At 60.3% G+C, this 13,606-nt stretch carries 10 protein-coding genes; 1 reads left to right on the forward strand and 9 read right to left on the reverse strand.

Annotated features, from left to right (window positions below; translation table 11 throughout):
* Positions 1–176: 176 nt before the first annotated feature.
* Positions 177–524: a hypothetical protein gene (locus SE18_RS25950; RefSeq protein WP_201783542.1), complete on the reverse strand. Its 348-nt coding sequence runs from the start codon at positions 522–524 to the stop codon at positions 177–179.
* Positions 525–931: 407 nt separating this feature from the next.
* Between SE18_RS25950 and SE18_RS25955 the strand changes: the two genes are divergently transcribed.
* Positions 932–3,769: an NACHT domain-containing protein gene (locus SE18_RS25955; RefSeq protein ID WP_054537389.1), complete on the forward strand. Its 2,838-nt coding sequence runs from the start codon at positions 932–934 to the stop codon at positions 3,767–3,769.
* Positions 3,770–3,836: 67 nt separating this feature from the next.
* On the opposite strand, the gene SE18_RS25960 is transcribed toward SE18_RS25955, so the two are convergent.
* The 8 genes from SE18_RS25960 to SE18_RS25995 all read right to left on the reverse strand — a co-directional run bounded on the left by SE18_RS25960 (position 3,837) and on the right by SE18_RS25995 (position 13,458).
* Positions 3,837–5,072 carry an exo-alpha-sialidase gene (locus tag SE18_RS25960; protein WP_236707007.1) on the reverse strand — a complete coding sequence of 412 codons (1,236 nt, stop codon included), beginning with the start codon at positions 5,070–5,072 and terminating at the stop codon, positions 3,837–3,839.
* 41 nt (positions 5,073–5,113) lie between these two features.
* The gene (locus SE18_RS25965; protein WP_054537391.1) at positions 5,114–5,827 is read right to left on the reverse strand and encodes an Ig-like domain-containing protein; all 714 of its coding nucleotides are present in this window, start codon (positions 5,825–5,827) and stop codon (positions 5,114–5,116) included.
* A gap of 19 nt (positions 5,828–5,846) precedes the next feature.
* Positions 5,847–7,016, reverse strand: coding sequence for a C40 family peptidase (locus SE18_RS25970; RefSeq protein WP_083470171.1), 1,170 nt, complete (start codon positions 7,014–7,016; stop codon positions 5,847–5,849).
* The gene (locus SE18_RS25975; RefSeq protein WP_236707009.1) at positions 6,974–7,894 is read right to left on the reverse strand and encodes a hypothetical protein; all 921 of its coding nucleotides are present in this window, start codon (positions 7,892–7,894) and stop codon (positions 6,974–6,976) included. The genes SE18_RS25970 and SE18_RS25975 overlap by 43 nt, the downstream gene beginning before the upstream one ends.
* Positions 7,895–8,324: 430 nt before the next feature.
* Positions 8,325–9,068 carry a hypothetical protein gene (locus tag SE18_RS25980; RefSeq protein ID WP_236707012.1) on the reverse strand — a complete coding sequence of 248 codons (744 nt, stop codon included), beginning with the start codon at positions 9,066–9,068 and terminating at the stop codon, positions 8,325–8,327.
* Positions 9,069–9,079: 11 nt separating this feature from the next.
* Positions 9,080–10,003 (reverse strand): replication-relaxation family protein, encoded by a 924-nt coding sequence (locus tag SE18_RS25985; protein ID WP_054537395.1) that lies wholly within the window; start codon positions 10,001–10,003, stop codon positions 9,080–9,082.
* 311 nt (positions 10,004–10,314) lie between these two features.
* On the reverse strand, positions 10,315–13,002 hold the full coding sequence (locus tag SE18_RS25990; protein WP_054537396.1) for a hypothetical protein: 2,688 nt from the start codon (positions 13,000–13,002) through the stop codon (positions 10,315–10,317).
* 132 nt (positions 13,003–13,134) lie between these two features.
* On the reverse strand, positions 13,135–13,458 hold the full coding sequence (locus SE18_RS25995; RefSeq protein WP_054537397.1) for a hypothetical protein: 324 nt from the start codon (positions 13,456–13,458) through the stop codon (positions 13,135–13,137).
* Between the last annotated feature and the right edge of the window lie 148 nt (positions 13,459–13,606).

The raw sequence follows: 13,606 nt of genomic DNA on the forward strand, positions 1-13,606 counted from the left end.
TTTAATTTTTATTGTTCAAACGTTCAAAATGAACACAAACCCACGACAGAAATCATCCTTCTGTCTTCTGTCGTCAATTTCAACCAAAATTGATGAGCATACGCCACCCTTGGGCAGTTCTGTAGCACGCTAAGCCATGACATAGTGGACACATAGGGATCACTTAGTGAAGCGGCTTATCCAAGTGCGAAGCGCAACTGCTCTGCGAGCGGGATAGTGGACTTTCGTCGCGGCGTGCTGCCGACATACTGGGTTTTGCCCCAGTCGTCTTCAATTACATCCCACAGCATTAATTGCCGGCTCCCAAAGGGATGCTCGTAGCGCGTGCCGTCTTCCATCGTCCGTATCCAGCCATCCTGATCAATCGTCGCCGGATACGACCGCAGGTGGTGATCCGCATAGGTGATCGTGACATGCTGCGGCTCCAGCCACACCTCGACGGCCTCCTTGGCCAAGCCAATTTCACTGTAGATCCGCCAGCGACGCACCCGTAGAAAGCCCACCCGATCCAAACGTCGTTTCACCCGCGTTGCCGCAAAAATCCGCTGGAGCAGCCGTTCCGGATAGGGTCGGCCACCGACCCAGGCCAACACTTGGGCTGGCTTCGCAGAGGGCCGTCGTTGCCGCTACTGACTGGGCTTGGAAGGGATTGATGGCACACGCGGCGATGCCCGTGATATCCGGTAAGGAAAGCAAACGTGTTGGCATGGATACAATTCCAGTGCTGGCTACGATGATCTCCGACCCATTATAGGAGGTTTATGCGAATCGTGCGAATGGGTGGATGCATTCGTCGAGCACACGTCGTTTTTTGGTTGGCTAACGATCTGGTGGTCGATAATTCTGGAGCTGTGCAGTAGGCTTTACATGCGCAAATCATCCCGCTACAATCAACCCAAATTCACCCCATGCACGAAAGAAGGTTGTTCCTATGGCCGCGAATACCACTGGTTCTGTCAACGCTGATGATTCCGAGTTCTACGGCCCCGTAGTGGGGGTCAATTTAGGGACAATTATTTATGGCCGTTTACCGGAACAAGCGGAGCGCCAGCGCTTAGTTGCCTATTTGGAGCAAGTGACGAAAAGCCACAATACGCTGCGGGTGGTCGGGGTTGGATCGTCTCATCTCACGTCAGGGATTGACCTCGCCTCCGCCTATATGATGCTGGCAGTGCAGGGACGGCAGCGGGTGGTGCGACCCTTGAATCCAGAGGAGGTTGAGGACTATCAGCAAGGGGGATTTGAGATTCCCGAGGAATTGAGCGCTGATCGGTGTTTGCCCGATCACGCTATGATTGCGGTCGCTGAAGATGAACAATCCGGGATGATGTCGTTGTTTCGCGCCGAACTGGCGACGGAAACGGTCTTGAATTACCCCTACCTCGTGCTCTGTGGCTCGCCGGGGAGCGGCAAATCAACCTTTGCCAAGCATCTGGTGTGGGCCTTGGCCCAGCGTGGCCTTGATCAGGTGAACCACCATACAGGCTTGCTGGGCTGGGATGACAACCAGCGCTTGTTGCCCGTGTTCATGCCCTTGCGCACCTTGGCAGGCATATTAGTTGGGAAGGATGTCGGGTTGTGCGACACACCACAGATTGGGCTGCTGCTCGATGCGGTATGTGCGCATTTGCAAACAACCTATGGGCTTGAACAGCCGCGTGAACTGCTGAAGGCTGGGTTAAAAGGTTCGCTGACGGTGTTGTTTGTCTTTGATGGCTTGGATGAAGTGCCGCTAGAGGCCAATGAACACAGCCTTGATCGCCGCTCGCTCTTGACCTTTGTCCGCTTGTTTGCCAATGCCTATGCTGCCCGTATCCTGATCACCTGCCGCTCCCGCGCATGGACGGAAGAATATCGTCAGATCACCCACTGGCCGATGATCGAATTGGCTCCGTTGAGCGGTGGCCAAATGCGGCAGTTTATCAGTAGATGGTTTCCGTTGTTACATGCCAAGGGCTTGATTGAGCACGAGTCTATTGAGCGCTATGGCGAGCAGCTGACGCAGGCATTGCACGACCCCAAACTCCGTCGTTTACGGGACATGGCCGACAATCCATTGCTGTTGAGCATGATGATTTTTGTGTTAGCTCGCAAGGGCGTGTTGCCACGCGACCGCCATAGCCTATATGACGATATCCTGAAGCAACTCTTGGGTGAGTGGGACACCACCAGTCGCAACGGGCAGAACTTGGGGCAGGCGGTTGGGGATGCCCGGATAACGGGCGATGAGGTACGCGATCAGGTGTTGGATCGGTTGTGTTATCAGGCCCACTTAACCGCCTCTTCAGCGGATGGGCGTGGGCGGATTTCGAGTCGCGAGTTGAAAGCCGAATTAATGGAGTATTTTGCGCGGGTGAACGTGGCCGACCCCTATCGGGCGGCGGAGCGCTGTATTACCTATATCGATCAATGCAGCGGCTTGCTTCAGCCAGAGGATGCAGGCAATGTGTATGCCTTTGCGCACTTGACCTTGCAAGAACAGAGCGTGGGTCGCCACTTGGTGTTTTATGAATCGCTCGATCAGCTGTTGGCCTTACGCCGTGATGACCGCTGGCGCGAACCAATCTTTTTAGGGGTTGGCTGCCTGACGAAAGCCAGTCTTGGCAGTGCCAAAATTGACCAACTCCTGACAACCTTGGTTGATTCCGATGCCTACGAAGCGGGGGAGATGCATCAGTATGATTGGTATCGCGATCTGATCTTGGCGGCCGAGTTAGGCGCGGATTGTGATTGGGGCTTGTTGAACGGCAAGCAGATCAAGGTTGATCGGATTCAGCGACGATTACGGGCGGGGCTGGTTAAGCTGCTCGAAGACCGTGCCCATGCCCAAGCGGCGTTGGCGTATCACCATGGCCAACCCATGGAGCCAGCGCCCTTATTGGTGCGCGAACGGCAAAAAGCCGCCGAACTCTTAGCAGGCTTGGGTGATCCGCGCTATCCGGTGAGTATCGCGCAATGGCAGCACGAGACGTGCCAGCTTTCGCAGCAGTTTAGCCGTGAGGGCAATCATTATTGGCGCTCTATCCCTGCGGGCAGCTATCAGGTTGGTGGGTGGAAGAAAACAGAACAAGCGGTAACGGTTGAACTTCAACCCTATTGGGTCGGGCGGTTTATGATCACGGTTGAGCAATATCGGGCGTTTATGGATGCTGGTGGTTATACCAATGATGATTGGTGGACGAAGCATGGATTGACGTGGAAAGAGAACGAATTGCGAACGGAACCATGGCGTTGGAGTCAGCAAACCGAGCAGGAATACCGCAATCAGCCAGTCTATGGGGTAAGTTGGTATGAGGCAGTAGCGTATTGCCAGTGGCTGACGGCGCACCTTGTGCCATGGTTGCCGCAGGGATATTGTATTCGTCTTGCCAGTGAAGTGGAATGGGAAATGGCGGTGGTCTATAACGCCGACGGTCAGCGCCAACCCTCTCCGTGGGGCGATCAGTCTGCCACTCCGGAGCATGCGGTCTATGATTGGAGTGATGGAGATCGCCCTCTACCGATTGGATTAGGACTGCTCGGCCAAGCGGCCTGTGGCGCGATGGATACTGTTGGTAACCTGTGGGAATGGACAGCCTCGCGCTATGAGTATGTCGGCGGCCCTGGGCAGCAAGCTGTGCGGGATAGTGATGATGCAATGATGGTGCGGGGTGGCGCATATTCTGGTAGAAACATAAATGGTTTTTGCGCGGCGAGTGAGAGGTATCTCACCATCTTCGATGACATCATCCTAGGATTTCGTTGTATTCTGGCTCCTCGCTCACTATAAAACCACCATCGTCGAAGGATTGATTATCCGACTAATCAATCCTTCGACGGGATTGCTCGCTCTTTCATCACGGCACATCCAGCTGTGCTAGTGCCGGAATCCGCACGGTCGTCGCCATGGCTTCACTCGCGGTCACAAATCCTGCCTGCGTCGCATTAATATGCAGAAAGTCGCTGGGAATATACTGGCCCACCCACGCCACATGGGCCTGCATGCCATGGATCACCACGACCGCTCCGGCCTGCGCCGTATGGGGTTGAGCCATCGCGATGGGTGTCCACGGCTCACGCCACTGTGCTTCCCACGCGCTCGCCGTATGCAGCTCGTCCATTGCGACCCGACTCAGGCACAGCTGCGCCCGATGGCTGCCAAACGGGCGCTCCGGAAAGCGGCAGGTGGTGAGGAGCATAACCATATCGGTTTGTGGGTCGTGGAGCAGTGGGTTCGCCTCGACAATCACCGATGATGGAGTAGCAAGCCGCGTCACCTGCCATCCATCATTCAACGTTGAACTGGCCAACCACAGCACCCGCGCCCCATATTCTTCATGCACTATAACCAGTTGATTCCCGACGGCACTTAGGGCAAGCGCATGGGGCGTGGCACTGGCAATGGTCTGCGATTGCCACGTTGTGCCATCTGGGCTGCTCGCCAGTTGCACGCCACCCGCCATGCCCTGGGCAATGACGATTGGTGGCAATGCTTCTTGATTGGTGCGCACCGCGTCCCGCTGCCACATAACCACCACCGCGCTGGGGCTGGCAGGCAATGGACTGGCCACCTGCCATCTGCTACTGCCAGCTGCGGTTTCAGTTGCGATGGTGAGCGTAAACTGCATCCCACGGCGGTTCAGCAGCGCCAGCACGGCGCGGCCATCGGGCAAGATTGCCAGCTGGGCCACACTGGCGCGCACCGGACTGGACAACTCGCGCCATGTTGCCCCACTATCGCGGCTCTCCCACAGGCGCACCGTGCTATCCAAGGTTGCCGCGACAATAATCCGTCCTTGGCGCGCCGTGATCGTGGTTGGGCCAGCGCTGGGTTCGCCCTGCCACAACCGCCGTTCATAGCGGTCGCCTGCGAGGGTCACGCCTTGGACAATCAGCGCACTGTGACTGGCATTGGCCATAAACTCGCTCGCCCGCAGGTAACTGGTATGGGCATAGCCCTGCGCATCGAGCGCGGTGGCCAATCCGCGGATCACGCCGATGTCCCGGCCCAACGTGCGCGGGGTATCAAACGCCCATATGGCAGCGGATGGGGTGACGGTTGGGGTTTGGGCTGTCGTGGCTGCTGGTGTCAAAAAACACCCGAGCAGGATAAGCAGGAACAGGCTCCGCCACATCATCGCAGCACCCCCATGCGTCCGCGCCACGACCACAAGCCCAACAGCAGAATTCCCACAACCGCCACGAGGGGCAGCCACGTCGTCCATGGGCGCGCTGCTGGTGGGGTGGGGGGACTACTCGGCAGGATCGCCAGCACGGGCTGGCTGCTGGTGGGAACGGCACTGGGCACGCTCGTGGGTGGTGCGACTGGCAGGGTCGTTGGCATGGGTGTGGGCGGTACGATTTCACTGGTTGGCAGCTGCGCGACCGCAGCGGTGGCAGTTTGGGCGGCGATGGCGGTTCCGGTGGCGGGTGGTGCTAAGGCTGCGGTCGGGTTATCGGCTTGGGTCGGGCCACCCGCCCAATCCTGCTCCAGCGCGTGATAGGCCACTCCGGTCACCGGGTCGATCTGCACCGTGAAGGTGGTCAGACCCACAACGGACTGGATGGGATAACCGCCTGCATAGGGTGCTTCCCACGGAATCACGGTGCCATCCGCAACGGCCAGTGTGACGATCACGCGATCGGCGGGGAGTGTGACAACGGCCACACCCTGCGCATCACTGATCGCCGTAATCGGTTGGCCACCCACGGGCGTAAAGGTTACTACCACACCCGCCACGGGCTGTATCGTGGTCGCATCCTGCACCCGCACGGTCAACGGGGTCGTTTGGGCGAACGTGCTGTATGGATGCATAAGCAGTATGAGCACAAGAATGAACCAACGCATCGAATCCTCCTTTAATGAACTAGCGATAGGGATTCACAAAATAGCCAGCCCCCCACAGGCGTGGCGTACCATCGGGCCATGGCGCAACCAGCCACGGCTTGGTCAGCCAATTGTCCTCAATCCGAATGCCCCACGCCGGACTCAGCGCGTGCACGAGATCCGGTGTGCCATTGCCGTTGAAATCCCCGATATACATCCCCACATGGGTTGGCGGGCTACTGAAGCGGCTGCTATCGGTGTGGAAAAAGACGAGATCACCCGGGCGCAGCTCGCTGATACCAATCCGCTGGATCTGTGCGCTTTGCCACATCGCCTGCGAGGTACGCGGCACGGTCAACCCGACACTGCCATAGGCGGCGTACATCAATCCCGAACAGTCAAACCCGCCTTCCGCCTCGCTTTCGCCGCCCCAGATATAGGGCCACGCCAGCTTGCTCACGGCATAGGCCACGAGCGGATTCGTGCCCGGAGGAACTGCGACGGGCGTGCCATTAATCGGCGCGCCTGGTCCACCGCCTGCGGGCATGGTCGGGAACGGGACGCGGGCGATATTCCCTGCACAGGTTGGGTCGCGGCGATTCTGCACCACAATCACGCCGTCGGTCGGCTGCTGCCGCAGCAGGGCATCGCTCGGCGTGCGGTACACCAGCACAAACACGGGCTTGCCTAGCGGCGTGCGAATCGGAATCTGGCCGCGCCATGGCATGCCCGCCTCCAGCCGTGTTGGCAACGTGATTGCGGTGGTGGCCAGTGTCGCGGTGTCGGTTGTCCACCAGCCACGAGCGGCTTGCCCCGCATCCTGATCAACCTCGCGGATCACGACTTGCGCCGCCAGATCAAGCGGCAGAGAGACGGCACTGGTCACTTCGAGATCAACCCAGCGTAGCTGCCCGCCGCCTATTGCGTCGGGAGCCGTTTCGCCGTCGGTGATGGCATGCACGGTGACGCGCATGCTGTTGCTCACAATATCCTGACCGAGCATGAACTGGTCACGGTGGTAGTAGGGTGTGACGGTGGGCATCGCGGCAATCGCCGTGGGATCGCCTGCCATGACCGGGGTCGGACACCACCACTGCGGCTTGCCCGTGACGGTATTGGGAGAGGTCGCCGGAAGGGGGCGACCTCCACAACTACTCAGCACGGTGATTATGACAAGTCCGATGCTGACGAGTCGGAAACAGGATTGCATGCGGTTTGTTCCTCCATCCATGTGGCGACGAGTGTCCAGCGCTCGCGATGGCGCAGCTGCGTCTTGGCCTCATCGGGCACGCCTGTGAGCGCAAAGTGATGATTACCCAAGATCCGATGCTGCACGTGCAACTCGACTTCGGTTTGGATGCGCATGCCTGTGGCGAGCGTGGGCAGTGCCTCGGCGACCGTGAGGGGCACGAGCAACGGCACAATCTGGTGCTCGATGCGCTGGCCACGCGCAGGTGGTGGCCGATCAAAGGCTTCGGTCACCCGCATGAGCACCACCAGCTCCTGCTGGCGGTCAAAGCGGTAGCGCGTGGTCGGTTGGGTAATGATGCCCGTCACCGTGCCCGACAACCGGCCAATTAAATATTGCTGGCGACTGGCATCACCGCGCGTAAGCGCTGCACTGCCGACCAAGACATAGGGCTGGGTCTGGAACATGCCGCCAAACTCACTGGTGCGGGCATAGCGGCCATCGAAGTGGGTGCGCACCACCAAGCGGCCACTGACGGTCAGCATGCGGCCCGGCTGAAACGCGGCATTGAGACTGGCGGCATCACGCGGCACCAGCATGACCACGGTCGAGATCTGGGGCAAGACCGTATCATCGCTCTGCACCTGGTCATAAATGGCGACCGTATAGCGATTGAATGCGCCGCCTGCCGTGGGCCGCACGACCGTTACCGGATCATTCGTGGCGCGTCCCACCACGGTGATATGGTTGGTTCCCCAACGGTCGATATGCGGGGCAAAGGCCTCGAAGGTCGAGCGCGCGCGTGGCAGCCGTGGGCCACCATAGCGCGGGCGTTCGGGCTGAACAATGGGCGCAGCCAGTCCCGTTGGGGGTGGCGTGCTGGGTTCGGTCGGCCGCATCGTGATGGATTCCACCCGATGCCGATCGGGCTGACGCGGCGCGGCAGGATTGACCACCACGGGCTGCGGCGCTGCGTCCACGCTGCGCTCGGCGACGACTGGTGTGGCCACGGGCGGTTGGATTAGCGCATGCGGCAAGTGCGTGGGCATCGGCTCCACGGCGCGTGGAATCACGACCGTGATGGGCGGTGTAGCGACGATTGGCACGGCGGTAACGGGTTGAGACACGGCGCTAGGAGCGGTATCGGCCCGATTGATTTCCTCCTCCGGCGCTACGGTTTCCTTGAATCCATCATTCTCTACCATACGACCTCCAAGGCGAGCAAACGTGGTGCGCCGACGGCGCGGTGGAAGCATGTGAGCGGTCATGCGAAACTCCTCCAAAACAAACGTGAGAAAAACACCCCGTTGAGAACGGACACCATGTGTGTTAGCGCGCGAGCTGGGTGATCGGGACGGGCGGCGGGATAGCCTTGCCATCGATGATGGGCTGCCACGCCACGTCCGTCCATGGGCCATCGGGCGTAGCATCACCAAGCACGATCTGCGGCCAATGCGGAGTCCAGGCATATTCCACGAGTGCCATGCGCTGCGGCGTGGTCAGAATCAGCGGAATCGGCACGGGAAAGCCCCGCGTGGTGGCCAGTTCGCGATACCAGCGCGCCCGCATGGCATGCTGATCGCGCGAGACCTGTTCGTGATCAGGAACCAGCAAGTACCACGTATCCTGTTCCCGTTCGCGAGGCGCGGCGGTATTCCAGCGCAGGATCGGCACGGGTGCTGACGGGCGACGACGCGAGGCGCTGCGGGTGCGCAGGCCCACAATGCGGCCACCGCCCCGATAGGTATCCAACACCGTCGTCTGAACGCTGACCAAATCGGACAGGCGCTGCGCGGTTTCGAGCAGGGCAGCGGCCATGCGAATCGGCGGCAGAATCGGATCAGTGGTCGCACCCACCGCCGTGGCGTGGTAGCGCATCGCAATCCGTTGCCGTCCGTTGCTGATGACCGTGGCGTGCAACAGGTGCTGCTGGACGAGTGGTCGTAAGATACGCCGAATCGCCTGATCGCCTTTGGTCGGAAACCAGATCCGGCCAATTGCGGTACGGTCGAGCGGCCCCAAAGCGCTGAGACCTGCGTGCAGGCTGGCGACCAGCACGGGATCGTGTGGCATACGGCAGGGGGTCATGCGATCACCGCCTCGGCCCATGTGGCACGGAGCAAGGGAACCTGATAGGTCAGCTCACGGTGATGCTGATGCGTCCAGATCGGCGCCAGTGCGCCATGGGCATGAATGGCATCGAAGGTGGTACAGCGAATGGCCCCACCGGGCCACCCCCGATGCCAGGCATCGAAAATCACCTGTTGGCGGCGTTCGGTCGGCACGGCAAAGGCGATGATCGGCCATTGAAAGCGTTCCTGCCATGACCCCGATTCATAGAGCGTGCCATAGGATTGGGCCTTGCCCGTGATAATGCTCGGTTCCTCGGTTCCCCGATCGATCTCAATCGCGAAGAGTTCGTCAATCTGCCCTTCTTGGCGGGGAACAACCAACCATGGATAACACGACGAGCGCTCGTCGGCATGCACCATCGCATGTTTCCAGCGGCGCAGCACGACAATCCCATCAGCCCGTGGTCGGGCCTGATCGCTCAAATCCATCTCGATATAACTACTCATGCCGACCATCCCCGGAATGGTGTCAAGGTCACGAATGATGCTGGTGACGAGATCGGCGTACTCGATTTGGTGTTCGGCTTGATGGCGTGGGTTGAAATAGGTTGGTGCAAGGCGTTCCTTCCCTTCCTCCAGCTCGGGATAGCCTTCCTTCAGATAGCTCCAGCCTAACGGAGTCAAACTATAGATCCGCCCATGGCGTTTCCAGAAGGTCATCCGTTTGTTCCGCGCGGGCGGTGCCTCAAAGTGTTCGACATAGGTCACGAGATCGGCAGCCAGCAAGTTGTTGAGTGCGCGGCTGATCGTCGAAGGATGGCGCTGTCCCTGCCAGGCGACCGCAAGGTGGCGCGAGAGGAGCCGACCAAGGCGGGCTAAGAGGATCAAGCACTGCATTTCCATGGGATTGGGCGCATAGCCGTGGGGTGTCTTCATACCAAACTTTCTCCAGCGGATTGGCTGGCTGGGTGATCGGCGGAGCACATGCTGCGCAATGAGATTGCCATCGGTGACTGTTCGGTGGAGCACACGAACGCTCGATGAACGACCCGATGAACAAATGATGGCTGCGCAGGCTGTTAAAGAGTGTCGGTACGACCAAATGGCCCTCCATGCCACTCCCTGAGCAGGCGCATGCCCCATGCCCATTTCTGCACGATAGGTGCGTGGTTGTTGCACGGTGTGTGCGTTATGTGTGCATCCGATCATCGGTCGTCGTATGCCTGACCAAATGGCTGATGATGGCTTCATCGACGACCTCGGTTCTCTGAACGCGGCGCAATCAGCGGCGTATCAACTGGTGGTGTCGTCGTTGGTTGCGTTGGTTGTCCCTCTTTCGTTATGTCAATTATTGATGTGCTTAATTGCCCCTGTACAGGCATGCCAACCCGTGAACGTGATCGGGCAGGGCGGGTCGTTGCCTGCGGCGTGCGCGGTTCCACCATGGGTGCTGCTGGCTCCATGGGCGTATGGGTCGCGGTCGCTACGGCAGGGGTTGCCTGCGCTGCGGACGCATCCGATTGTGCGGATGGTGTCGGCAATTCGGTATGGCTGGTTGCCGCTGGTATCGACGTGGCGGTGCTATTGCCCAGTCCGTTTTCGTTGGTCGAAACGGAGGCTGGGGCTGGCGGTCGCTGCGGCCCACGCGGTGCGCTGCTGGCCACTTCTGGCGTGCGCGGTGCGGCTGGCTGTGCAGGAGTCTGTTGGCGGACAGGCGGTGGGGCTACGGTTCCCCGGATTGGCGCGGCGGCAGGTAATTCCTGTGTGGGCGGTGTCGGCAGAACTGATGCCGATTCCTGCGCTGCGCTTGGTTGCGTGATTGGTGCTGCGGTGGCCGCTGTGTGCATGGATGTGAGTATGCCCGATGCATTCCCATGCGCAGTACTGGCGACTGTGGCCTTGGGTGCTGGCATGGGATCATCGGGCAATACAACCTTAGTGACTGGTGTTGGGGTTGCCGAAACCGCAGCACTGGCGATCAATGGTTGCGTTGGCGGCTGATCAGCGGCTGGTGGGCGGGCTGATCGCGGCGCGGCGCGCGTGGGCAGTTCTTGGGTCGGCGACACCGCTGCCGTTTCGGTTGGCCGTTCCGCTGTCGTGGTGCGGCCTGCACCATTGCTCTTGGGTGCGGGGCGTGCCGCATGCGATTGCGGCACACGCGGCGACGGCGATGCTGACCGAGCGCTCGCTGGATCAGACGCGGGCGCAAACAGCCATTCTGGCATTACTTCATTCTCATGGGCATAGGTTACGCCTGCGGCAATCGTTTTACCGCCAATCATCGTGGTGATGGCCTGATCGGCGCGGTCAAGCTGGGTATCCGTGCGCACTTCACTGCTGCGCAGCATCCGTGCTTCCGTGACCTCAATCTGGTGATCAACCTGTTGCACGCGCTGCACGGTGCGTTGGGCCGTCTGCTGCATCCGCAAGGCCAGCCCACGGGGATTGATCAGCGACGGCAGCGCCGACCTGGTGCTAGTTTGCGTGCTTGGCGTGTTTGTCATGCCCTGCGTCGATGCCAACGCCGTGGTTGCTACGTGTGGCTGTGGATCGCGGGCCAAGGTGGTGGTGGCTAGCGTGGGCTGCATGGCAGCGGTATCGCTCGTGGCGGTATAGTGTCCGGTTGCGGCCACACGGGCTTCGGTCGCCGCCGCAGGCTGATCGCCGAGCAAGCGTTGCAACGGCTCACGACTCACCACCGTGCGCACGGCAGCAAACCCCTGCCAACTCAACCGCATGGCAAAGCGCAGCACCCGCCATTGCACCCACACAAACAGCGGTAGAACGACGAGCATCGTCGGGTAGGCCATCGCAATGCCTGGCTCGTCTGGCGTGCCAAACAAGAGAAAAGTGGCCAAATTCGTCCCAACTACCAGCACGGTTTGCCAGCCACTGATGGTAAAAAAGCTGCGATAGACCACCGCAACCCAGTGGCGTTGGTTGCCGAACATGCCGATCGGGGCCACCACGATCCCCAAGAGAAACAATAAGGCTCCACACACGGTCATCAGCGCTTGGGCAAGGGTCGGCATCAGGGTTGCCAGCGCAGCAAGGACACCCGCCACCGCGTGCAGCGTGCCAATACTGGCCGTATTCAACGCTTCCCGGCGCTTCTGCATGCCGCTCGGATCGGTGGTAAACGCGCCGCCATACCACGGTTGGGTCGCATCGGGATAAAACAAGGCCGCAAAATCCGGGGGCAAGCCATCTAATTGGACGGTGGTACTGCCATCGGGCGTGGCATGCGTGATCCCATCAATGCCGCTGATGAGACTTGTCCGGTCAGTCCGCCAGAGCGCCAAAACCGCATCCAATGGCGCATACATGGGATGGTCGCAGCTGCGGCCACTCGTGACCATGGTGGCACAACTGGAGGCGGTTGGGGGAACGGCCAGCACCGCCGCGCGGCTGGCATAGGCCGGATTCGCGGGGTCAAAGGGGGCAACCGGATCGCCATCCTGTGCGACCGTAATCCACGCGGCGCGAATCGGGGGCAACCGATCGACAATCGGCGGCATCACCAACGCCGGAACCTGCGTGATCAACTGAATCGTTGTCCCATACAGGCTCGGTGCGGCGATGGCCAAAAGCACCATGACCAGCGTCCAGCGCCCAAACGCGCGCGGCTGCACGAGCTTGATGCGCATGCCACTGCCTATCAGCATGAAGGTTAAGCCTAAGCCCAGCATGCCCAAGGCGAGGGCACGACTGTACCAAGTGCCAATTAAGGTTGCGGTGAGCAACTCCACCCAGCCCGGCAAACCCACCTCCGGGGTCGCAAATGCTCCGCGCATGACCACGCTGAGGACGACCGCACAGGCCTCGTGCATCAGGATGAGCATGCGCGTGATCCACCACGCAGGCATGGCCAGCCAATACTGCATGACATCGAGCAGCAAGCCTTTATTACTCGCATCCATTAACTGATCATTCATCCTGCTGCGCTCCTTCCTCCGCAATGACGAGGGCCATGACGGCGCGCCGATCGGGCTGAACACGCGGTGGCACGGAATCGTCCCACGGCGGAACCTCCATGATCGGTGGCATGGTCGGTGGTTGTTCCGCGCTTACCACAGCGCCTCCGCCGTGAGCGTGAGGGGAATCGAGTACCAGATGCCGCCGGATGCGCGGCGTTGTTTGGCTTGGTGAAGCGCATGGGCCAATAGCGAGGGGAAGCCGAGCCACATGCCGAGCGGGGTGTTGGCCGCTGGCGTGGCCGTCGCACCGCCATGCGCCAGATGAACCGTGACATCGAGATCCGACACATGGAGGGTGTGCATGCCCTCGGTGCGGGGCAAGACCCCATATTCCTGGCATTCCAGAACCTCGTGTAATGAGAGCACGGCACACGCGATGCCGGTTCCATCGGGCGTGGGGGCGAACAAGTCCATCGAACACCTCCAAATGAATGCAAAAGAAACCACTGCTGGCAGCATAGCGGGTTCTGACGGGCATGGTGTCGCGTCCGTGCGTGGACTGTGCGCCGTGCATGCGGCAATGCGGGGGCAATGCGGGGGGTGTGTCGGGGGTGTGCGGCGA

Source organism: Herpetosiphon geysericola (assembly GCF_001306135.1).
Taxonomy (GTDB): Bacteria; Chloroflexota; Chloroflexia; order Chloroflexales; family Herpetosiphonaceae; genus Herpetosiphon; species Herpetosiphon geysericola.